Here is a 22,205-nt window from a genome sequence, read left to right as displayed (position 1 = left end):
GTACGGTGGAGATACGGCCGAACGGTGACGCCGGTGCAGGCACTGCCGGCAGCCGCTGCGGGCGACCGCGGTGTGTCTGCTCCCTTACCGGAGGGAAAGGCAATGCCCGAGCACAAGATCGGCACACAGGAAGAGTTCGACGCGGCCCGAGCCGAGCTGCTCGCGCAGGAGAAGGAGCTCACCCGGCGTGGCGACGAGCTCGCCAGGAAGCGGCGGGAGCTGCCGTGGGTGCCGGTCGAGAAGGAGTACGGCTTCGAGACCGCGGACGGGCCCAGGTCGCTCGCGGAGCTCTTCGACGGGCGTTCGCAGCTGCTCGTCTACCACTTCATGTTCGGCCCGCCGTACCAGGCGGGCTGCCCGGTCTGCTCCTCGATCGCGGACACCCTCAGCCCCAACGCCGTCCATCTCAAGGCTCGTGACGTGACGCTGCTCTGCTCCTCACGGGCGCCGCTCGACAAGCTCCTCGCCTACCGGGAGCGCATGGGCTGGACCTTCGACTGGGTGTCCAGCGGCGGCAGCGACTTCCACCGCGACCTCGGGTTCGTCTACTCCGCCGAGGAGCTGAAGCCGTTCCTGGAGGGCGGCTACCCGGCGACGGTGCGGCAGATGGCGCAGGCGTGCGGCACGGACGTGGCCGGTTATGTCACCGAGGGGCCGGGGCTGAGCGCCTATGCACTAGCGGACGGCACCGTGTACCGGACGTACGTCACCACCGCGCGCGGCCTCGAACCGGCCATGGCCTACTACGGCCTCCTCGACCGGACGCCACTGGGCCGCCACGAGGAGGGCGAGGAGGCCCATTGGCTGCGCCGCCATGACGAGTACGGGCGCTAAGCAGCCGTGACAACCTCTGTCGGCCACTGTCAACCCTTCTTCTTCATCTTCCCCATTTGCTCGAACACCCGCCCCGGCCAACGGTGTTCTTGAGCACACACGTACAACTTTCAGTCATACAAGCGAGTCAGGAGGGGCAAGAGCGCGCTTGAGTGCGCTCGCCAACGCCTGAAAAGGACCGGGGGAACCCTCCATGACTCGCCGTACGTCCAGACGTGCCCGTGTGCTCGGAGCCGGGCTCGTCGCTGGAATCGTCATACCGTCCGTGGCCGCCGCCACACCCGCCGTCGCCGCCGCGGCCCCGGCCGTCAGCTGTACGTCCTCCAAGGCCGGCCTGGCCACCAAGCTCCAGAAGGACATCACCGCCGCCCTCGCCAACCGCACGGGCACCGTCTCGGTCGGCCTCTACGACCGTTCCACCAACACGACTTGTTCGCTCAGAGCCACCTCGTCCTACGACTCCGCCAGCGCCGTCAAGGTCACCGTCCTCGCCACGCTGCTGTGGGACGCGAAGAAGCACAACCGCTATCTCACCGACACCGAGGCCTCCCTCGCCAAGGCCATGATCACCAAGTCGGACAACGACGCGACCAGCAAGCTGTGGAAGCAGCTGGGCCTGACGAAGATCAACGGCTTCCTGAGCGCCGCCGGCATGACGAAGACCGTCCCCGGGGCGAACGGCTACTGGGGCCTGACCCAGATCAACGTCACCGACGAGCAGAAGCTGCTCAAGCTGATCACCGCACCGAACACGGTCCTGAGCGACAACTCCCGTGCGTACATCCTGAAGTTGATGAGCCAGGTCATCTCCTCGCAGCGCTGGGGCACACCGTACGGAGCGCCCTCCGGAGTCTCGGTCCACGTCAAGAACGGCTGGCTGCAGCGCTCCACGCACGGCTGGCGCGTGCACAGCCTCGGCACCTTCAACGGCGGCGGCCACGACTACATGATCACGGTGCTGACGTGGGGCAACAGCTCCATGAACTACGGCATCAGCACCATTCAGGGCGTGGCGAAGGTGATTCACAGGGATCTCGCCGCGAGTTGACCCCTCCCGGTCTCCCGCCCGTCACCCATCCGCCCTACGGTGGCGCCCATGCGCCTGAGAACCGTACTCGCGACCGTCACCGCGGCCCTGGCGGCGGCCACCAGCCTGACCGCCGCCGGGCCCGCCAACGCCCAGGACAGCCATGCCTGTTCGCCCTCCGTCTCCATCGACCGCTTCTCCGACGCGCTCGACAAGACGACGTACCAGGGCACCTTCGTCGGCAACTTCTCCGCGCTCGCCGTGGACCGTGACGGGTCGCTGGCCGCGCTGGAGGACCGCTCCTCCCTCTTCGCCCTGGACCGGAAGACCCTCGCGCCGAAGTCCGTCGTGCCGCTCGCCGACGAGAAGGGCGCCGCACTCGACAGCGAGGGCCTCGTCATCGATCGCGACGGCACCCGCCTGATCACCTCGGAGACCGAGCCGTCCATCCGCCGCTACAGCGTGGACGGCAGGATCCTCGGCCGCCTCCCGGTCCCGTCCCCGCTCCTCGTCGCCCCCGCGGGCCGCGCCACGGCCAACCAGACCTTCGAGGGCCTGACCCTCCTCCCCGGCGGCCACACCCTGCTGGCGTCGATGGAGAACGCGATCTCCGGCGACTCCAAGGACATCGTCCGCTTCCAGACCTGGGCGCGGACGAAGGGCGGGCACTTCCGGCTCGGCGCCCAGTACGCGTACCCGATCGACTCCGGGCTCGGTGTCCCGGAGGTCCAGGCCACCCCGGACGGCCGCCTGCTCGTCCTGGAGCGCGGCTTCACCTCCGGCGTCGGCAACACGGTCCGCCTCTACCTGGCCGACCCGCGGCACGCGACCGACACCGGCGGCATCGAGAACCTCACGGGCCAGTCCGGCGTACGCCTGATCAAGAAGACGCTGCTCACGGACCTGGTGACCTGCCCGTCACTGGGAGCGACGGCCAAGCAGCCCCAGCCGAACCCGCTCCTCGACAACATCGAGGGAATGGCGGTCACGGGGTACTCGAAGGGCTGCCTGAAGGTACTCCTGGTCAGCGACGACAACCAGAACCCGGCACAGACGACCCGCTTCTACCACCTGCGGGTACGCGTCTGAGCCCTGCCCTTGTTCTGTTGCGGCGGGATGAAATCCGCCCCTCGGTGTGTTGGTGCCTTCCGGTAGATCAGGGCTTCTGACAGATGGAGGGCACCGGAGTGAGCGGGCAACGGGGATGGGCACGGCGACTGGCCGGATACGCCTGGCGGTATCCGAAGGACGTCCTCCTCGCCCTCGGCTCCTCGCTCGCCGGCATGGCCGTCATGGCGCTGGTCCCGCTGGTCACCAAGGTGATCATCGACGATGTGATCGGTGACCACAGCCGCCGCATGGCCCCCTGGGCGGGAGCCCTGCTCGGTGCCGCCGTGCTCGTGTACATCGCCACCTACATACGCCGCTACTACGGCGGCCGCCTCGCCCTCGACGTCCAGCACGACCTGCGGACCGAGATGTTCGAGACGATCACCCGGCTCGACGGGCGCCGCCAGGACGAGCTGTCCACCGGGCAGGTCGTCGGCCGCGCCACCAGCGACCTCCAGCTGATCCAGGGCCTGCTGTTCATGCTCCCGATGACCATCGGAAACCTCCTGCTCTTCCTGATCTCCCTGGTGATCATGGCCTGGCTGTCGCTGCCGCTGACTTTGGTCGCCCTCGCCGTGGCCCCCGCCCTGTGGTGGATCGCCAAGCGCAGCCGCTCCAAGCTGCACCCCGCCACCTGGTACGCGCAGGCGCAGGCCGCCGCCGTCGCCGGTGTGGTCGACGGAGCCGTCAGCGGCGTACGCGTGGTGAAGGGCTTCGGGCAGGAGGAGCAGGAGACCGGGAAGCTCAGGGAGGTGGGGCGGCGGCTGTTCGCCGGGCGGCTGCGCACCATCCGGCTGAACAGCACGTACACCCCGGCGCTCCAGGCCGTCCCCGCCCTCGGCCAGGTCGCGATGCTGGCGCTCGGCGGCTGGCTGGCCGTCCGCGGGCACATCACCCTCGGCACCTTCGTCGCCTTCTCCACCTACCTCGCCCAGCTGGTCGGCCCGGTCCGCATGCTCGCCATGGTCCTCACGGTCGGGCAGCAGGCGCGCGCCGGCACCGAGCGCGTCCTGGAGCTGATCGACACCGAGCCGTCCCTGACGGACGGGACGAAGGAACTTCCCGCCGATGCGCCCGCGACCGTCGAGTTCGACGACGTGTCCTTCGGGTACGACCATGAGCGCCCGGTCCTCGACGGGCTCAGCTTCGAGATCCGCCCCGGCGAGACCCTTGCCGTCGTCGGCTCCTCCGGCTCCGGCAAGTCCACCGTCTCCCTCCTCCTGCCGCGCTTCTACGACGTCACCCACGGCGCCGTCCTCATCGGCGGCCACGACGTCCGCGAGCTCACCCTCGACTCGCTGCGGGCGGCGATCGGGCTGGTGCCCGAGGACTCCTTCCTCTTCTCGGACACCGTGCGGAGCAACATCGCCTACGGCCGTCCCGACGCCACCGACGAGCAGATCGAGGCCGCCGCGCGTGCCGCCCAGGCGGACCGTTTCATCCGCGAGCTGCCGGACGGCTACGACACCAAGGTCGGCGAGCACGGGCTGACCCTCTCCGGCGGTCAGCGCCAGCGTGTCGCCCTCGCCCGCGCGATCCTCACCGACCCGCGGCTGCTCGTCCTCGACGACGCCACCTCCGCCGTGGACGCCCGCGTGGAGCACGAGATCCACGAGGCGCTGAAGCAGGTCATGCAGGGCCGCACCACCCTGCTCATCGCGCACCGCCGCTCCACCCTCAACCTCGCCGACCGGATAGCCGTCCTCGACGCCGGCCGCCTCGCCGACATCGGCACCCATGAGGAGCTGCAGGAACGGTCCGCCCTCTACCGGCGCCTGCTCACCGACCCCGACGAGCTCGGCGGTGTCTCACCCGGCCACACCCAGCCCTCCGTTCCGGCCGAGGACACCTCCGCACGGGACTCGGTACGGGACGAGCTGGACGCCGAGTTCGACGCCGAGCGCGGTCTGACGCCCCGCTTGTGGACCGGCGACCGCGAGCCCAAGGACACCGCGCTGGCCGGGATGCCCGCCACCCCCGAACTCCTCGCCGAGGTCGACGCGCTGCCCCCGGCGAACGACACCCCGGACATCGACGAGGCGCGGGCGGTGCGGCCGGAGGAGTCGTACGGCCTGAAGCGGCTGCTGCGGGGCTTCGGGCTGCCGCTGCTGGTCAGCCTGGGGCTGGTCGCCGTGGACGCGGGCATGAGCCTGCTGCTGCCGATCATGATCCGGCACGGCATCGACCAGGGCGTCTCCAGACTCGCCCTCGGCGCGGTCTGGTCGGCCTCGCTGCTGGCGCTGCTCGCCGTGGTGGTGCAGTGGGCGGCGCAGCGGGGTGAGACCCGGATGACGGGACGCACCGGGGAGAGGGTCCTGTACTCGCTCCGTCTGAAGATCTTCGCCCAGCTCCAGCGGCTCGGACTCGACTACTACGAGCGGGAGCTGACCGGCCGGATCATGACGCGGATGACGACCGACGTCGACGCGCTCTCGACCTTCCTGCAGACCGGGCTGGTCACCGCGTTCGTCTCCGTCGTCACCTTCTTCGGCATCATGGTCGCCCTGCTGGTGATCGACGTGCAGCTGGCGCTCGTGGTCTTCGCGACGCTGCCGCCGCTGATCGTCGCCACGTTCTTCTTCCGGCGGGCGAGCGTGAAGGCGTACGAGCTGGCCCGTGAGCGGGTGTCGGTGGTCAACGCCGACCTCCAGGAGTCCGTCTCCGGGCTGCGGATCGTGCAGGCCTTCCGGCGCGAGGGCGACGGCGGCCGGCGGTTCGCGGAGCGCAGCGACAGCTACCGCAGGGCCCGTATACGGGGTCAGTGGCTGATCTCGATCTACTTCCCCTTCGTGCAGCTGCTGTCGTCCGTGGCGGCCGCTTCCGTGCTGATCGCGGGCGCGGGCCGGGTCGACGACGCCACCCTCACGACCGGCGCCCTGGTGGCGTACCTGCTCTACATCGACCTGTTCTTCGCCCCGGTCCAGCAGCTCTCCCAGGTCTTCGACGGCTACCAGCAGGCCAGCGTCTCCCTCGGCCGCATCCAGGAACTGCTCCAGGAGCCGACCTCCACCAAGTCCGCCGACGAACCCCTCGAAGTGCTCTCCCTGCGGGGCGAGGTCGCCTTCGAGGACGTGCACTTCGCGTACGGGTCCGCCGATGAGGCAGCAGGGGAAGAGGCGCTCGGCGGCATCGAGTTGAGCATCCCGGCGGGCCAGACCGTCGCCTTCGTCGGTGAGACCGGCGCCGGCAAGTCGACGCTCGTCAAGCTGGTGGCGCGCTTCTACGACCCCACGGGCGGCCGGGTCACGGTCGACGGCCAGGACCTGCGCACCCTCGACATCACCTCCTACCGGCACCGTCTCGGCGTCGTCCCGCAGGAGGCGTACCTCTTCCAGGGCACCGTCCGCGACGCCATCGCCTACGGCCGCCCGGACGCCACCGACGCCGAGGTCGAGGCGGCGGCCCGAGCGGTCGGCGCGCACGAGATGATCGCCACGCTCGACGGCGGCTACCTCCACGAGGTCGCCGAACGCGGCCGCAACCTCTCGGCCGGCCAGCGCCAGCTGATCGCCCTGGCCCGGGCGGAACTCGTCGACCCCGACATCCTCCTCCTCGACGAGGCGACCGCCGCCCTCGACCTGGCCACCGAGGCCCAGGTCAACCAGGCCACCGACCGCCTCGCAGGCCGCCGCACCACACTCGTGGTGGCCCACCGCCTGACCACCGCCGCCCGAGCGGACCGCGTCGTGGTCATGGACCACGGCCGTGTCGTCGAGGACGGCACCCACGAGGAGCTGCTGGCGCTGGAGGGCCGGTACGCCGCGCTGTGGCGGACGTTCATCGGGGAGGCCGAGCCCGAGGAGCCGGTGAGCGCGTCCTACTGACGGTCGTGCAACCATCCGACATACGTCCTGCGTCCGTACACCCGTACGTTCATTGCCGGGGTACGGGAGGGATGACAGTGGACAGTGGTGCGATACGGCGGCGGCTCGGCGCGTTCCTTGGCGTGCTGGCCGCTTCCGGGGTGCTTGCGCTCGCGGCGTCGGGGCAGGCGCAGGCCGCCGACTCATCGTCCTGCTCGGGCCGCAAGATCAGGACGTTCACCTTCTCCACCGGCTCCGTGCAGCTGTACAGGAGCGGCAACTACCTCTGCGCCCTCACCGTCCCCAAGAGCGTCGGCGGCAGGCAACCGATGATGGTCAGCCTGCAGGCCCGCGGCTTCGAGCCCGTCGTCGACAAGGGACTGTTCTCGCAGCACGCCGGCCCGGTCCGCTCGTACGTCGGACACCGCAAGGTGTGGATCAAGGGCTCGGTCGGCAGCGGCTCGTACGACTCCGGTGGCTGGATGCGGTACTAACCCGCCAATCACGGCAGTGATCCCCCATCTCCCCTGGTGCGCAGCGGAGTTGCTCCGATAGCTTCCGCTCGCACATCTGACTCACAGGGGAGGGTGCATGCGCAAGGCGCTGAGATGGCTGCTCGCGCTCGCCGTGCTCATAGGCACGCTGAGCACGGCGGGAGCGGCCACCGCCGCACAGCCGGAGGCCACCGGAACGACCGACATCAAGGATCAGCTGCTCGCCATACCGGGGATGAGCCTGATCGAGGAGAAGCCGTACCCCGGCTACCGCTTCTTCGTCCTCGACTACACCCAGCCGGTCGACCACCGCGACCCGTCCAGGGGCACGTTCCAGCAGCGCATCACCGTGCTGCACAAGGACGTCAGCCGTCCGACGGTCTTCTACACCGGTGGCTACAACGTCTCCACGACCCCCAGCCGCCGCGAGCCGACCCAGATCGTGGACGGCAACCAGGTCTCCATGGAGTACCGCTTCTTCACGCCCTCCCGGCCGGACCCGGCCGACTGGAGCAAACTGGACATCTGGCAGGCGGCCAGTGACCAGCACCGCATCTTCCAGGCGCTGAAGTCCGTCTACACCAAGAAGTGGCTCGCGACGGGCGGTTCGAAGGGCGGCATGACCGCCACGTACTACGAGCGCTTCTACCCGCGCGACATGGACGGCGTCGTCGCGTACGTCGCCCCGAACGACGTCGTCAACAACGAGGACTCCGCCTACGACCGCTTCTTCACCCAGGTCGGCACCAAGGAGTGCCGCGACCGGCTGAACGCCGTGCAGCGCGAGGCCCTCGTGCGCCGGGAGCCGCTGGAGAAGAAGTACGCGGCCTACGCGGCGGACAACGGCTACACCTTCCGCACCATCGGCAGCCTGGACCGGGCGTACGAGGCCGTCGTCCTCGACTACGTCTGGGGCTTCTGGCAGTACAGCCTGCTGCGTGACTGCGCCACCATCCCGGCGGACGCGAAGACCGCGACCGACCAGGCCATCTGGGACTCCGTGGACAGCATCTCCGGCTTCTCCTTCTACACGGACCAGGGCCTGGAGCCGTACACGCCGTACTACTACCAGGCGGGCACGCAGCTGGGCGCGCCGGACATCCACTTCCCGTACATCGAGAAGCAGTACCTCCGCTACGGCTACGAGACGCCGCGGAACCTGGTCCCGCGCGACATCCCGATGAAGTTCCAGCCGTACGCGATGCGCGACGTCGACTCCTGGGTGCGGCACCACGCGCACCACATGCTCTTCGTCTACGGCCAGAACGACCCGTGGGGCGCGGAGCGCTTCCGCGTCGACAAGGGCGCCAAGGACTCGTACGTCTTCACGGCACCGGGGCTGAACCACGGCGCCAACGTGGCCGGCCTGGTCGCCGACCAGAAGGCGCTGGTCACCGCCCGCATCCTGCAGTGGGCCGGGGTCCCCGCCGCCTCCACCGCGCAGGCGAAGCCGCTGGCCCGGTTCGACAGCAGGCTGGACGTGCGGGACGTGGAGCGCGAGCCGGCTCTGCGGCCGTAGCTCCGCCAACTCCTGTGCTGTGCCCGGCGGTTGTTCACACCCGCCGGGCGCAGCCCACCGGCTGTGCGCCCTCCAGATGCACATACAGCGCCGTCGCCGCGGGGCACCGGGCGCGCGTGGCGACCGCCTCGACCACCTTGTACTGCGGTTTCCTGCCGCCGCTGCCGTCGCACGCCGTCTCACGGACCTGCCCGTTCCCTGAGCCGTACACGCAGTCGCCGACGATCGTGCGGGGGCCGCCCCCGCCGCCCGGGTCGCCGGGGTGCGGTGGCTCCAGGTTGCGCATACAGGCATAGCCCTGCGGAACCGAGCCGTCGCCGTCCTCGTCGGCGGACGGGCTCTGCCGGCTGATGTGCAGGACGAAGTCCGTGGTCGCCGGGCACAGCGGACCGTCGCTCACCTTGCCGTCGTAGCGGGCCACGACCCGGGCAGCGGCCCGCTCGCTGGTGCACGGCACCTCGGTGAAGCTCGTCGAGCCGAACGAACTGCACTCGTCGACGGCGAGGAACACCGCCCCGTAGCCGGAGGGCCGGACCGTGGCCGCCTTCGGTGTCGCGTCGGCCCTGCCGTCCTTGCCCGCCCCGGACTTCAGGATCTGGCAGCCGGTCAGCAGGGCGGCGACCAGTACCAGCAGTGCGCAGACCACCCCCGCAGAACTTCTCTCACGCATCGCGACCCCCCGGGCACCTCCCCAGATGACCCGCATCCAGCGTGACCCGCCGCAGCGGGCGCACGCCAGACGCGCGGGAGGCTTTGGGCCAGTTTGGGGTTGCGCGCCGGGTGCGTGACGTATGCGCCCTACGCCCCCTGTGCCGGGCGCCGGGCCCACGGGTTCTAGTACGTCAGTCCGTACCCGATGGGATACAGCTCTTTGGTCGGATCGTCCGCCTGCTGCACCGGCACCGGCAGTTTCCCGCGCGGCGCCGCCTTGCCCGCGATGACGCGCGCGGCGGCCCTCAGCTCCACGTCGGTCCACGAGTACGAAGCCAAGTGGGCGGAAGCGGAGGGGAGTTGGGCCACGTCGTAGGGGTTACGGATCGCGATCGCGACCACCGGCCGCCCGGTCGCCGCCAGCTGTTCGACCAGCGTGCGCTGCGAGCTGCCCGCGGTGACGTTGTAGGTGCCCACGACCACCGCGTCCGCGTTCTGCGCCGCCGCGACCGCCGCGGCGATGGTGGCCGTGGCGGGGGCCGTGCCCGTGGACAGGGCGGTCGCGGTGAAGCCCAGTTCCGTGAGGGCGCTCGCGAGGACGCCGGTGGGCGGTCCCGTCGTACCGGACGGGGAGGCCGGGTCGGCGCCGACGACCAGGACCTTCCGGTGCGTGCGCCGGGACAGCGGCAGCAGGCCCGCCTTGTTGACCAGCAGGGTCGTCGTGCGCTCGGCGATACGGTCGGCGGCGGCCAGGTGGGCGCCGGTGCCCACGGTGCGGTCGACGCCCTGCCGGCTGACGTAGGGCTCGTCGAAGAGCCGCAGCCTGGCCTTGAGCTTGAGGATGCGCAGGAGCGACTCGTCCAGCCGGGACTCGGTGAGTTCACCGTCCTGTACGGCTTTCAGGACGGCGTTCCAGGCGACGTCCAGGCGGGGATGGCTGTGATTGCTCACGGTGGGTAACGATGTGCTCTCTGCGGGTGATATTATGGTGAGGTCGGTTACAGCGGAGTGCCTGTTATCGGCGAGGTGTGACTTTGCGCGACCAGTGGATCGCGTCGAGAGAGCTACCCGTCGGGGCGCTTGCGGCCAAGGACCGCAGGAGGGTGGACGAGCCCTGCTGAGGACTTCGCGCAGCCCGCTGGGGGTGTAAGACGCGGATCGCCGAGGCGGATCAGCGCGCCCTCTGACCCCGAAGACCGTTCGCGGGGCAGTCCGGAGCGTTTCGGATGCGGAGTTCGGCTGTGCTGGCCAACAACGCGAGGAACGGTTGAGGAGCTGGTCGACGCGTCAGTGCCAGCACCGGCCAGCCCGGTTGTCGTCGTACTTCGAATGTACGGCGATGACCGGGCTGGCCGGGCCGACGTTCACGTCGGCGTCGGCGTCGGGGGCAGTCCTGGTTGATGCCCATCGCGCGCAGTTCGGCGCCGGAGATCCGGCCGAGGGCGCGGGCGTCCTCGCGGGAGCCGCCGGCGCCCATGGCCATGGCGCCCGGGAAGAGGGTGGCGGGCCTGCCGACCCGGCAGACGATGCCGTGTTCCTGGTCGGTGGTGATGAGCATGGGCAGGCCGCGGGGCCGGCTGAGGGAGGCGCGCTGGATGCCGTTCGACAGGTCCGCGATCTGGTGCGGGTCCTTGGTGTTGTGCGCCCAGGTGAAGTAGATGATGCCGCCGACGCGGTACCTGGCGATCAGCTCGGCGGCCGTGCGGACGCCGATCTCCTTGAGGTTGGCGTCGATGTCGGCCTGGTCGGGGTCGGTGGCCGAGTGGCCGTAGACCCGCATCACGGAGAGCTGGCCGACCTTCTCCTCCAGGGTCATACGGGAGATGAGGGAGCGGAGTTTCTTGTCGCCGGGGGTGCCGGCGCTTGCCGTGGTGCCGACGGCCAGAGCCGCGGTGACGCCTGCTGTTGCGGCGAGGACGGTACGTCTGGAGGGCACGTGCGCTCCTTCCGGGGTGATCCGCTGGAGATCGACTGAAGGAAACTTCCGTGAGGGAGTGAATATCCGGGAAGTTTCTGCCGGTCAAGGGAGCGCGTACGTCAGGGGCCTTCGCAGAGGGGCCGCCATCGGCGCTGTTGGAGGGGGGCGCGCCGATGGCGGCGTGCTGCCGGCCGCTGTACGGCGGAGAGGGTGGAGTCAGCGATCGCAGCCAGCAGCGAGGGCCGACACCGCACGGCGGAGACTCATCCGGCAGCTTGCGGGTTGGACGAACCTTATGCGGGGCGGGTTCCCGCCTTTCCCGCGATTCCCGGAAGTTGGTGCCCGAGGGCTCAACGGGACCGGTGGGACATGCTGCCCGGCCACCGCTCCTGCAGAGTGCGTACGCTCTCTGCGATCCCCGGACGACATGCGACTTCGGCGCGCGGGGGTGGGCCCGCTGCGGTGGTGTGCGGCGGTGCTGCCGGGGGCGGGGTGGGGTCGGCGTCGGTGACGCGGGGGCGACGGGAAGTCGTCCATCCCGTGGACGAGGCGGCGATCGAGCCCGTACTCGCCGATCATGAGGGCATGCCCGTAGTCACCATCCCCGGTTCCAAGTCCATCACCGCCCGCGCGCTCTTCCTGGCGGCGGCGGCCGACGGAGTCACCACCCTCGTGCGCCCCCTGCGCTCGGACGACACCGAGGGCTTCGCCGAGGGGCTGGTGCGGCTCGGGTATCGCGTCGGGCGGACCCGGGACGCCTGGCAGGTGGACGGCCGTCCGCAGGGCCCTGCGGTGAGCGAGGCGGACGTGTACTGCCGGGACGGCGCCACGACCGCCCGGTTCCTGCCGACCCTGGCGGCGGCGGGACATGGGACGTACCGCTTCGACGCGTCCGCCCAGATGCGCCGCCGGCCCCTGCTGCCCCTGACCCGGGCCCTGCGCGACCTGGGCGTCGACCTGCGGCACGAGGGGGCGGAGGGGCACCACCCGCTGACGGTACGGGCGGCAGGGGTCGAGGGCGGGGAGGTGGTCCTGGACGCGGGGCAGTCCTCGCAGTACCTGACGGCGTTGCTGCTGCTCGGGCCGCTGACCCGGAAGGGCCTGCGGATCCGGGTCACCGACCTGGTGTCCGTGCCCTACGTGGAGATCACGATCGCGATGATGCGGGCGTTCGGGGTGGAGGTGGCGCGGGAGGGCGACGTGTTCGTCGTCCCGCCGGGCGGCTACCGGGCGACCACCTACGCGATCGAGCCCGACGCGTCGACCGCCAGCTACTTCTTCGCCGCGGCCGCGGTGACGCCGGGCGCCGAGGTGACGGTGCCGGGGCTGGGCACGGGGGCGCTGCAGGGCGACCTCGGCTTCGTCGACGTACTGCGGAGGATGGGCGCCGAGGTGTCGGTCCGCCCGGACGGCACGACGGTCAGGGGCACAGGGGTGCTGCGCGGCCTGACGGTCAACATGCGGGACATCTCGGACACCATGCCGACACTGGCGGCGATCGCACCGTTCGCGGACGGGCCGGTGCGGATCGAGGACGTGGCGAACACGCGGGTGAAGGAGTGCGACCGGCTGGAGGCCTGCGCGGAGAACCTGCGGCGGCTGGGGGCGGACGTGTCGACCGGCCCCGACCGGATCGAGATCCGGCCGGGTGTGCCGTCCGGGAGCGGCACGGAGATCAAGTCGCACGGCGACCACCGCATCGTGATGTCCTTCGCGGTCACCGGGCTGCGGGTGCCGGGTATTTCGTTCGACGACCCGGGCTGTGTGCGGAAGACTTTTCCCGGTTTCCACGAGGAGTTCGGGGCGCTGCGCGCGCGGTTGTGAGGCGGGGACGAATGGGGTTCGAGCTGAAGGGGCCGGTTCTGGAGGGCGCACTGGTGCGCCTGGAGCCGCTGGAGCACCGGCACGCGGCGGATCTGGCGACGGCGGCGGAGGAGGACCGCGGGACGTACGAGTTCACGTGGGTGCCGCGGGCCCACGAGGTCGAGGGCTATATCGACGCACAACTCGCCCGCGCCGCCGGCCGGCTGGCGCCGTACGCGCAGATCTCGCGCGCCACGGGGCGGGCGGTCGGCGCCACCTCGTTCTGGGACCCGCGCTGCTGGCGCTCCGAGGACCGGCTAGACGCCATCGAGATCGGCTTCACCTGGCTCGCCAGGCCGGCCCAGGGCACCGGCATCAACGCCGAGGCCAAACTCCTCCTCTTCCGGCACGCCTTCGAGGAGTGGCAGGTCTCCCGGGTCGACCTGAAGACCGACGCTCGCAACGCCCGCTCCCGCGCGGCCATCCAGAGCGTGGGCGCCCGCTTCGAGGGCATCCTGCGCAACTGGTCCCGCTCCTGGGCCCCCGGCGAGGAAGACCGCCTGCGTGACTCCGCGATCTTCTCGATCACGGCGGAGGAGTGGCCGGAGTGCCGGGATCGGTTGGAGGCGCGGGTGGCGGGGTTCGCGGCGCGGGTGTAGCGGTCGTTCCCGTGGTGCGGAGTCGATCGAGCACCGCCTTGAGGACCGGGTCCTCCTCCGCGCCGGCCCGGACCGCCGCGAACACGTTCCGGGACGGCGGCTGCCCCTGCGTCGGTACCACCGTCACGCGGCGATGCGTGTACGACTCCCGTAGCAGCCGCGGGATCAGCGCCACCCCCTGTCCCGCCTCGACCAGCGCGGCGAGTGCGGCCCAGTCGTTCACCGCGTGGCGTACGTCCGGTGTGAAACCGGCCGCCGCGCACACCGAGCGCGCCACCGCCCCGCAGCAACTGGCTGCCGCCCCCACGATCCACGCCTCCCGCGCCAACTCCCGCAACGCCACCGGGCCTTGGCCGGCGAGCCGGTGGTCCGCCGCCACGACGAGGTCCAGGACGTCCGTGAACAGGTCCACCCTGCTGTAGCGGTCATCCGTGTGCGGCGGAGCCTTCGCGAAGTCCACCGCCACCGCCACATCCACCTGCCCCGCGTCGAGCGCGGTGAACAGGTCCGGCGGTTCCGCCTCCACGACATCCACCCTGAGGTGTGGCAGACGCTCGGCCAGCGCCCGCAGCACCCCCGGCAGCAGCCCCAGGATCCCGCTGGAGAAGCACCCGATCGTCACCGACCCGCGCCCGCCCTCCCCGTACGCCGCCAAGTCGGCCCGCGCCCGCTCCAGTTGGGCCGCGATCAGATCGGCATGCGCCAGCAGCACCCTGGCCTGCCCGGTCAGCCGTACGCCCCGGCCGTCCTTCTCCGTCAGCGGTACGCCCGTCTCCCGGGCCAGCGCCGCGAGCTGCTGGGAGACCGCCGAAGGCGTCAGATGCAGGGCCTCGGCCGTCCGCGCCAGGCTGCCCCGGCGCTGCAGCTCGCGCAGGACGGTCAGACGGCGCAGATCAACCGTGAAGCTCTCGCTTACCCGTTCCACCCTGAAAGATTAACTGGACCGAGGGAACGGTGATCGGAAACCATCGCCCCATGACCGCGAAGCACTTCCTCATCCTCCACGGCTGGCAGAACCACCGCCCCGAGGCCCACTGGCAGCACTGGCTCGCCGACCGCCTCACCGACCTCGGCCACCAGGTCACCTACCCTCAGCTGCCCGACCCCGACGACCCGAGCCTGGAGGTGTGGCTGTCGGAGCTGACCCGGCACCTCGACGACCTCCGGGGCTCCGAACGCGTCGTCCTCGCGCACAGCGCCTCCGCCCTGCTCTGGCTGCACGCCGTCTCCCGCGGCCTGGTGAAGGACGGCGCCGTCGACCGCGTACTGCTGGTCGCCCCGCCGTCCGCCTCCGTCCTCGCCCGGTTCCCCGAGGTGGCCGAATTCGCCCCGCCTGCCCTCGACTTCACCCTTCCCGCCCCCACCCGCCTGGTCGCGGGCGACGACGATCCGTACTGCCCGGAGGGCGCCCGGGACGTCTTCGGCGACCCCCTGCGCATCCCCACCGACCTCCTCCCCGGCGCCGCCCACCTGGACCTCGACGCCGGTTACGGCTCCTGGCCCGCCGTACTGGAGTGGTGCCTGGACGGGGCGGCGACGATCACGGCCCGCCCGGCGTAGGGACGTACGGCTCAGGCACACTCGTTGAGCAGTCGCCCCAGATGCTCCCGCCCCGCCGCCAGCAGCTCCGGCAGCGGTGCGGCCTCCTCGTACCACCGCTTCTCGTACTCCCAGCACAGCCAGCCGTCCCAGCCGTGCCGGGAGAGGACCTCCACGCACTCCATGAGCGGCAGCACGCCGGCGCCCAGTGCGAGCGGGGTCGTGTCCTCGGCGGAGGCGATGTCCTTGACCTGGACATAGCCGAGGTACGGGGAGAGGGCCGCATACGACTCCGAGGGCTGCTCGCCGCCCAGCCAGGTGTGCATGACGTCCCAGAGGGCGCCGACATGGCGGTGCCCGACCCGGCCGAGGATGCGGATCGCGTCGGCGGCCCTGCGGTGCGAGTCGTGGGTCTCCAGGAGGATGCGTACGCCGAGGTCGGCGGCGTGCTCCGCGGCCGTGCCGAGCCGTCGGGCGGCCACCGCGTCGGCGCGCTGGGCGGTCTGTTCGTGGTCGGCGCCGGGGAAGACCCGGATGTACGGGGCGCCGAGGTCGCGGGCGAGTTCGAGGAGGCCACGGATCTCGTCGATCACCGGGCCGTCGTCGCCGGGCGCGGCCACACGCGCGTACCCGGCGAGGCCCAGCACCTCGATCCCGCCCGCCTTGAACTCGGCGGCCACATCCGCCCGCCCGGCGAGGTCGATGCCGGGATGGACCGGCTCCTCGGGATGCGCGCGCAGCTCTACGCCGTGGTAGCCGTGGGTGGCCGCCAGCCGGATCACGTCCGGGATGGGCAGGCCGGGGACACCGAGGGTGGAGAACGCCAGTCTCATGGTCCCTACTGTCACTCGGGTGTGCCGTGCAGGTCCAGGCGCCAGTCCTGGCCGTTCAGGTCCTTTCCGAAAGAACGGTGCGGTTTCTCGGCGACGAGCACGAAGCCGTGGCGCTGGTAGATGCGGCGGGCGGAGGCCAGGACGTCGTTGGTCCACAGGACGAGCTCGCGGTAGCCGACATCGCGCGCGAAGTCGACGACGGCCCGCACCAGCCGGTCGCCGATGCCGAGCCCGCGGGCGTCCGGCTCGACCAGCAGCAGCCGCAGCCGGGCCGTGCCGGGCGCCTCGTCCCGTACGCACATCACGCACCCCACCGGGCGGCCGTCCAGCTCGGCGATCCACACCCGCTCCAGATGCGGGTCGTGGTCCTCGGCGAAGTCGGCGACGATCCGGGCGACGAGCCCCTCGTAGTCGGCGTTCCAGCCGAACTCGGACGCGTACAGCGCGGCGTTGCGCTGCACGATCCAGCCCAGGTCGCCGGGGCCGGGCTCGCGCAGTACGACGTCCTCGCGGCGCGGCGGGCGGCCCTCGGAGAGGATCTCGCGGACGGCACGCATCGCCTCCGCCAGGCGCGGCCGGTCGGCGGAGGGCACGGTGGACAGCAGCGCTCCCACGGATTCGTTCGCACGCTCGGCGAGCAGGGCGGCGGTCTCACGGCCGCGGGGCGTGAGCGAGACACGGCGGCGCCGGGAGTCGCCCGCCGACGGCGTGCGCTCGATCAGCCCGTCCTCCTCGAATGTGTTCAGGATCCGGCTCAAGTACCCAGCGTCCAACGAGAGTTCGGCCCGCAGGTCGGCCGCGTCCGTCCGCGGGGAGTGCGCCAGTTCGTACAGGACGCGGGACTCGGTCAGGGTGTACGGGGCGTACAGCTGACGGCTGTAGTCGAGGGCGCCGATGACGTTCGTGTAGAAGCGGTTGAAGGCGCGGATGTCCTGGACGGTCATGAGTGCCGACCCCCGGATGGTTGTCCCGGATACGTGACCAGATAGTTGACTCAGTCAGAGATACCGTCGGCTCCGAGACTAGGACACCCGCACCCCCGTGACTACCCTTCGTCGGCCACCGGCCGGTACACGCTCACCTGCACACCGGTCGCCGCCGAGGATCACCGGCATGTGGATGAGCTGCAGTTCGTCCGAAAGCCCCCACGCCCCGGGAGGTCTTCGACCAGCCGCACCGCGGCCTGCCCCGGCGTCGGAACGTCCGTCCCGCGCTCTGCGGCGGCCGCCAGTCGGGTCCGGCTCTCCAGTACACGGTGTCCGGTCGATCCCACCAGCCGGGGCCACAACTCCGCGATGTCGTAAGGCGGTTCCCCGGACACTCGCACGTCGACATGTCCACGGCGACCTCCCAGGAGGTCGGCACCTCTCAACGCCGTCCGGCAACACCCAGCCCGTCCGGCGTTTGAGGACAAGGCCCCTTCAGGGCCGAAAGCGGGGGTCTGGGGGCTGCAAGCCCCCAGCCGACGGCACCACCCACGCCGGATGCCGGTCCGCGCACCGGCGCCCTCAGCCCCGCGGCACCCCGGAGGACCCCCGCACCATCAGCTCCCCCCGAACCGTCGCCATCCCGCCCGGCGGCGGCTCCTCCCGCCCCATGGCGATCCGCCCGGCCCGCGCCCCCGCCTCCGCCAGGGGCAGCCGTACCGTCGTCAGCGCGGGCACCGCATCGACGCTGAACGGCAGATCGTCGAACCCGGCGACGGACACGTCCTCCGGGATCCGCAGCCCGGACTCCCGCAGCGCCGCGCACGCCCCGAGCGCCACGGAGTCGTTCGCCGCGACCACCGCGGTGAGGGAGGGGTCCCGGCGGAGCAGCTCCAGCGTCGCCTCGTACCCGGACGTCCGGTCGTACCGCCCCCACACCGTCGCCCGCGGATCCTCCTCGATCCCCGCCGCGGCCAGCGCCGCCCGGTGGCCCTCAAGACGGTGCCGGGTCGTCGTCCGCTCCTCCGGCCCCGCGATATAGCCGAGCCGCCGATGCCCCAGCCCGATCAGGTGCTCGGTCAGCCGCTGTCCGCCCCCGCGGTTGTCGAAGGCCAGCGCGATCGCCCCGGTGTCCGGAGCCGGCGGCCGCCCGCACAGCACCACCCGCGTCCCCGCGTCCGTCAGCTTCCGCAGCTTCGCCGCGACCGCCGCCGCGTGCGGCTCGTTCTCCATGGCGCCGCCGGTCAGCACGACCGCCGCCGCCCGCTGCCGCTGCAGGAGGGTCAGATACGTCAGCTCACGCTCCGGCGAACCCCCCGTGTTGCAGACGACCGCGAGGCGTTCCCCGCCGGCCCGGCCGCCCGGCCCCCCGATCTCCGACTGGATCGCGCTCGCCATGATCCCGAAGAAGGGGTCGGCGATGTCGTTGACGAGGATTCCGACCAGATCGGAAGTCGCCGCCGCCAGCGCGCTGGCCGGCCCGTTCAGCACGTAGTCCAGCTCGTCGACCGCCTTCAGCACCCGCTCACGGGTGGAGGCGGCCACGGGATAGTTCCCGTTCAGCACGCGCGACACCGTCGCGGGGGAGACCTGCGCGCGGGCCGCCACGTCCGCCAGGGTCACCGTCATCTCGTCGTCCTCCGGTCGCGCTTCGTCACACGTGTTACGTACGTGCTCGTAGACAGGGCCGATGGGGGCCCCGGTTCCGAATGTTTTCGAGCCGACCTTACGGGTCAAGCTCCCCGTTGTTCGCCCCCTCGAACAACTCGACTCCGTCACGGTCTTGTCCAGACCGCTGGGGAGAGGCTAGCTTCTTACTGAATAGAAAGCGCTTGCTGTGACGCTTGCCAGTGGGGGACGGGGCGTATGCGGCGCAGACTCCGCGTACGAAGGGAATGACGTGACACGCAAGACGGTGCGTATCGCCATGAACGGCGTGACCGGGCGCATGGGCTACCGCCAGCACCTGGTCCGCTCCATCCTGGCCATCCGCGAACAGGGGGGCCTCGACCTCGGTGACGGCACCGTGCTGTGGCCGGAGCCGGTCCTGGTGGGCCGCCGCGAGCACGCGCTCAGGGCGCTCGCCGAGCGGCACGGCCTGGACCCGCAGAACATCTCCACCGACGTCGACGCGGTCCTCGCGGACCCGACCGTCGACATCTACTTCGACGCCCAGGTGACCTCGGCCCGCGAGGAGGCGATCAAGAAGGCGATCGCGGCGGGCAAGCACATCTACACGGAGAAGCCGACCGCGACCGGCCTGGAGAGCGCCCTGGAGCTGGCCCGCCTCGCGAACGACGCCGGTATCAAGCACGGCGTGGTCCAGGACAAGCTCTTCCTCCCGGGCCTGCTCAAGCTCAAGCGCCTCATCGACGGCGGCTTCTTCGGCCGGATCCTCTCCATCCGCGGAGAGTTCGGCTACTGGGTCTTCGAGGGCGACTGGCAGAGCGCTCAGCGCCCGTCCTGGAACTACCGTGCCGAGGACGGCGGCGGCATCGTCGTCGACATGTTCCCGCACTGGGAGTACGTCCTGCACGAGCTGTTCGGCCGGGTGAAGTCCGTCCAGGCCCTCACCGCCACCCACATCCCGCAGCGCTGGGACGAGAACGACAAGCCCTACGACGCCACCGCCGACGACGCCGCATACGGCATCTTCGAGCTCGAAGGCGGCGCGATCGCCCAGATCAACTCCTCCTGGGCCGTGCGCGTCAACCGCGACGAGCTGGTGGAGTTCCAGGTCGACGGCACCGAGGGCTCGGCGGTCGCGGGCCTGCGCAACTGCCGTGTCCAGCACCGCAGCATGACCCCCAAGCCGGTCTGGAACCCCGACATCCCGGCCACCTACTCCTTCCGCGACCAGTGGCAGGAGATCCCCGACAACGACGACTTCGACAACGGCTTCAAGGCCCAGTGGGAGCTGTTCCTCAAGCACGTCTACGCCGGTGCCGACTACCACTGGGACCTCCTCGCCGGCGCCCGCGGCGTCCAGCTCGCCGAGCTGGGCCTGAAGTCCTCGGCCCAGGGCGTCCGCATCGACGTACCGGAGATCGCGCTGTGACCATCCGACTCCCGGACTTCAAGGGCGGATCGAGGGCCTACGAGCCCCGCCCCGAACCCCTGGCCGTCACTCCCGGCGCGCCGCCCTTCACCTCCCGTACGGTCTTCTCGGCCGCCCACGTCGTCGCCGACCCGTACGCGGACGTGTCGCCCGACTCGCCCGCCGCCGTCGACTGGGACGCCACCCTCGCCTTCCGCCGCCACCTGTGGTCCCACGGGCTCGGCGTCGCCGAGGCCATGGACACCGCCCAGCGCGGCATGGGCCTGGACTGGGCGGGCGCCGCCGAGCTGATCCGCCGCAGCGCCGCCGAGGCCAAGGCGGTCGGCGGCCGGATCGCCTGCGGTGTCGGCACGGACCAGATCACCGCCGGGTCTCTCGTGGAGGTCCGGGCGGCCTACGAGGAGCAGCTCGCCCTCGTGGAGTCCTCCGGGGCGCAGGCCATCCTGATGGCGTCCCGCGCGCTCGCCGCGGCCGCGAACGGCCCCGAGGACTACCTCGAGGTCTACGGGCACCTCCTGCGCCAGGCGTCCGAGCCGGTGATCCTGCACTGGCTCGGCCCGATGTTCGACCCGGCGCTGGACGGCTACTGGGGCTCGTCCGACCTGGACACGGCCACCGACACCTTCCTGGACGTCATCGCCGCGCACCCGGACAAGGTGGAGGGCATCAAGGTCTCCCTGCTGGACGCCCGGCGTGAGATCGACATCCGCCGCCGGCTCCCGCAGGGCGTCCGCTGCTACACGGGCGACGACTTCAACTACCCCGAGCTGATCGCGGGCGACGAGAAGGGCTTCAGCCACGCCCTGCTCGGCATCTTCGACCCGCTGGGGCCGCTGGCCGCGGAGGCGGTGCGGGTGCTGGACACGGGCGATGTGGCCGGTTTCCGCGCCCTGCTCGACCCGACCGTCGAACTCTCCCGCCACCTCTTCCAGACCCCGACCCGCTTCTACAAGACGGGCGTGGTGTTCCTCGCCTGGCTGGCCGGCCACCAGTCGCACTTCACCATGGTCGGCGGCCTCCAGTCGGCCCGCTCCCTGCCGCACTTCGCCCGCGCCTACGAACTCGCCGACGGCCTGGGCCTGTTCCCGGACCCGAAGCTGGCGGAGGACCGGATGAAGACCCTCCTCGCCCTCTACGGAGTGACCCAGTGACCACCGGCGACCTCTCCCGCTTCTCCATCAACCAGATGACGGTGAAGCAGCTGTCGATGCCCGAACTGGTCGACGCCTGCCTGGACCTGGGCGTACCGGGCGTGGGCCTGTGGCGTGAACCGGTCCAGTCCCACGGCGTCGAGGCGACGGCGAAACTGGTCCGCGACGCGGGACTGACCGTCACCACCCTCTGCCGAGGCGGCTTCTTCACGGCGATCGACCCGGCCGAGCGCGCGGCCGCCCTGGACGACAACCGGCGCGCGATCGACGAGGCGGCGACCCTGGGAACGGACACGCTGGTGCTGGTCTCCGGCGGCCTTCCGGCGGGGTCCAAGGACCTGCACGGCGCCCGGGAGCGCATCGCGGACGCGCTCGGCGAGCTGGGCCCGTACGCGGAGCGGCACGGCGTACGGCTGGCCATCGAGCCGCTCCACCCGATGTACGCCGCCGACCGCTGCGTGGTCTCCACCCTCGCCCAGGCCCTCGACCTCGCGGAACGCTTCCCGGCCCAGCAGGTGGGCGTCACCGTCGACACGTACCACATCTGGTGGGACGACAACGCGCCCGCGCAGATCGCCCGCGCGGGTGCGGGCGGTCGTATCCACACCTTCCAGCTCGCCGACTGGACCACACCCTTGCCGGAGGGCGTGCTGACCGGGCGCGGGCAGATCGGCGACGGCTCGATCGACATGCGGGAGTGGAAGGGGTACGTGGAGGCGGCCGGGTACACCGGCCCCATCGAGGTCGAGCTCTTCAACGACGCGCTGTGGGCGCGGGACGGCCGGGAGGTGCTGGCGGAGACGGCCGCACGGTTCGTGGAGCACGCCGCCTGACCGCACGGGAACAATTCGCTGGAACCGCACAGGGGTTCGTGCAGAAT

The 22,205-nt window shown here is 71.0% G+C and carries 17 protein-coding genes and 2 pseudogenes; 12 read left to right on the top strand and 7 right to left on the bottom strand.

All coding sequences use genetic code 11. The annotated features are described in order from the left end of the window. Positions 1–102 precede the first annotated feature (102 nt). The 6 genes from ACWCRD_RS13635 to ACWCRD_RS13610 all read left to right on the top strand — a co-directional run bounded on the left by ACWCRD_RS13635 (position 103) and on the right by ACWCRD_RS13610 (position 8,787). Complete coding sequence (locus tag ACWCRD_RS13635; RefSeq protein ID WP_450966031.1) at positions 103–834, top strand: DUF899 domain-containing protein; 732 nt, start codon at positions 103–105, stop codon at positions 832–834. A 193-nt stretch (positions 835–1,027) separates the two neighbouring features. Then, entirely contained in the window at positions 1,028–1,882 is an 855-nt protein-coding gene (locus tag ACWCRD_RS13630) for a serine hydrolase (protein WP_450966030.1), read from the top strand. Positions 1,883–1,930: 48 nt separating this feature from the next. After that, entirely contained in the window at positions 1,931–2,950 is a 1,020-nt protein-coding gene (locus ACWCRD_RS13625; RefSeq protein ID WP_450966029.1) for an esterase-like activity of phytase family protein, read from the top strand. 98 nt (positions 2,951–3,048) lie between these two features. Continuing rightward, positions 3,049–6,795 (top strand): ABC transporter ATP-binding protein, encoded by a 3,747-nt coding sequence (locus tag ACWCRD_RS13620; protein WP_450966028.1) that lies wholly within the window; start codon positions 3,049–3,051, stop codon positions 6,793–6,795. Between the two features lie 71 nt (positions 6,796–6,866). Continuing rightward, positions 6,867–7,268, top strand: coding sequence for a hypothetical protein (locus ACWCRD_RS13615; RefSeq protein ID WP_450966027.1), 402 nt, complete (start codon positions 6,867–6,869; stop codon positions 7,266–7,268). Positions 7,269–7,365: 97 nt separating this feature from the next. Continuing rightward, positions 7,366–8,787 carry a S28 family serine protease gene (locus ACWCRD_RS13610; RefSeq protein ID WP_450966026.1) on the top strand — a complete coding sequence of 474 codons (1,422 nt, stop codon included), beginning with the start codon at positions 7,366–7,368 and terminating at the stop codon, positions 8,785–8,787. Positions 8,788–8,821: 34 nt separating this feature from the next. Here the strand turns inward: ACWCRD_RS13610 and ACWCRD_RS13605 are convergent, their stop codons facing one another. The 3 genes and pseudogenes from ACWCRD_RS13605 to ACWCRD_RS13595 all read right to left on the bottom strand — a co-directional run. Beyond that, positions 8,822–9,457: a hypothetical protein gene (locus ACWCRD_RS13605; protein WP_450966025.1), complete on the bottom strand. Its 636-nt coding sequence runs from the start codon at positions 9,455–9,457 to the stop codon at positions 8,822–8,824. A gap of 164 nt (positions 9,458–9,621) precedes the next feature. Beyond that, positions 9,622–10,371 (bottom strand): annotated as a pseudogene (locus tag ACWCRD_RS13600) (glycoside hydrolase family 3 C-terminal domain-containing protein); the annotation flags it as partial. Positions 10,372–10,764: 393 nt separating this feature from the next. Then, a pseudogene (locus tag ACWCRD_RS13595) lies at positions 10,765–11,374 on the bottom strand (glycoside hydrolase family 3 N-terminal domain-containing protein); the annotation flags it as partial. A 567-nt stretch (positions 11,375–11,941) separates the two neighbouring features. Between ACWCRD_RS13595 and aroA the strand changes: the two are divergent. Further along, positions 11,942–13,180 carry a 3-phosphoshikimate 1-carboxyvinyltransferase gene (gene aroA, locus ACWCRD_RS13590; protein ID WP_450966024.1) on the top strand — a complete coding sequence of 413 codons (1,239 nt, stop codon included), beginning with the start codon at positions 11,942–11,944 and terminating at the stop codon, positions 13,178–13,180. An 11-nt stretch (positions 13,181–13,191) separates the two neighbouring features. Then, entirely contained in the window at positions 13,192–13,818 is a 627-nt protein-coding gene (locus tag ACWCRD_RS13585; protein WP_450966023.1) for a GNAT family N-acetyltransferase, read from the top strand. Here the strand turns inward: ACWCRD_RS13585 and ACWCRD_RS13580 are convergent. Further along, entirely contained in the window at positions 13,745–14,743 is a 999-nt protein-coding gene (locus tag ACWCRD_RS13580; RefSeq protein ID WP_450966022.1) for a LysR family transcriptional regulator, read from the bottom strand. The two genes, ACWCRD_RS13585 and ACWCRD_RS13580, sit on opposite strands and share 74 nt — an antisense overlap. Before the next feature lie 50 nt (positions 14,744–14,793). Here ACWCRD_RS13580 and ACWCRD_RS13575 point away from each other — a divergent pair, with 50 nt between their 5' ends. Further along, entirely contained in the window at positions 14,794–15,378 is a 585-nt protein-coding gene (locus ACWCRD_RS13575; protein ID WP_450966021.1) for an RBBP9/YdeN family alpha/beta hydrolase, read from the top strand. Positions 15,379–15,389: 11 nt separating this feature from the next. On the opposite strand, the gene ACWCRD_RS13570 is transcribed toward ACWCRD_RS13575, so the two are convergent. The 3 genes from ACWCRD_RS13570 to ACWCRD_RS13560 all read right to left on the bottom strand — a co-directional run bounded on the left by ACWCRD_RS13570 (position 15,390) and on the right by ACWCRD_RS13560 (position 18,745). Continuing rightward, positions 15,390–16,190: a sugar phosphate isomerase/epimerase family protein gene (locus ACWCRD_RS13570; RefSeq protein WP_450966020.1), complete on the bottom strand. Its 801-nt coding sequence runs from the start codon at positions 16,188–16,190 to the stop codon at positions 15,390–15,392. A gap of 11 nt (positions 16,191–16,201) precedes the next feature. Next, positions 16,202–17,134 (bottom strand): bifunctional helix-turn-helix transcriptional regulator/GNAT family N-acetyltransferase, encoded by a 933-nt coding sequence (locus ACWCRD_RS13565; protein WP_450966019.1) that lies wholly within the window; start codon positions 17,132–17,134, stop codon positions 16,202–16,204. Positions 17,135–17,698: 564 nt separating this feature from the next. Continuing rightward, complete coding sequence (locus ACWCRD_RS13560; RefSeq protein WP_450966018.1) at positions 17,699–18,745, bottom strand: LacI family DNA-binding transcriptional regulator; 1,047 nt, start codon at positions 18,743–18,745, stop codon at positions 17,699–17,701. 271 nt (positions 18,746–19,016) lie between these two features. On the opposite strand from ACWCRD_RS13560, the gene ACWCRD_RS13555 reads away from it, so the two are divergent. From ACWCRD_RS13555 to ACWCRD_RS13545, 3 genes are read left to right on the top strand one after another with little or no spacing between them, the layout of a single operon-like run. Continuing rightward, positions 19,017–20,174 (top strand): Gfo/Idh/MocA family protein, encoded by a 1,158-nt coding sequence (locus ACWCRD_RS13555; protein WP_450966017.1) that lies wholly within the window; start codon positions 19,017–19,019, stop codon positions 20,172–20,174. Beyond that, positions 20,171–21,325: a dihydrodipicolinate synthase family protein gene (locus tag ACWCRD_RS13550; RefSeq protein ID WP_450966016.1), complete on the top strand. Its 1,155-nt coding sequence runs from the start codon at positions 20,171–20,173 to the stop codon at positions 21,323–21,325. The genes ACWCRD_RS13555 and ACWCRD_RS13550 overlap by 4 nt, the downstream gene beginning before the upstream one ends. A gap of 35 nt (positions 21,326–21,360) precedes the next feature. Further along, the gene (locus tag ACWCRD_RS13545; RefSeq protein WP_450966231.1) at positions 21,361–22,158 is read left to right on the top strand and encodes a sugar phosphate isomerase/epimerase family protein; all 798 of its coding nucleotides are present in this window, start codon (positions 21,361–21,363) and stop codon (positions 22,156–22,158) included. The last annotated feature ends 47 nt before the right edge of the window (positions 22,159–22,205 follow it).

It is taken from the genome of Streptomyces sp. NPDC002092 (genome assembly GCF_053593775.1).
Note: the sequence above shows the minus strand (reverse complement) of the source record. Positions and strands in the feature narration are given on the sequence as shown.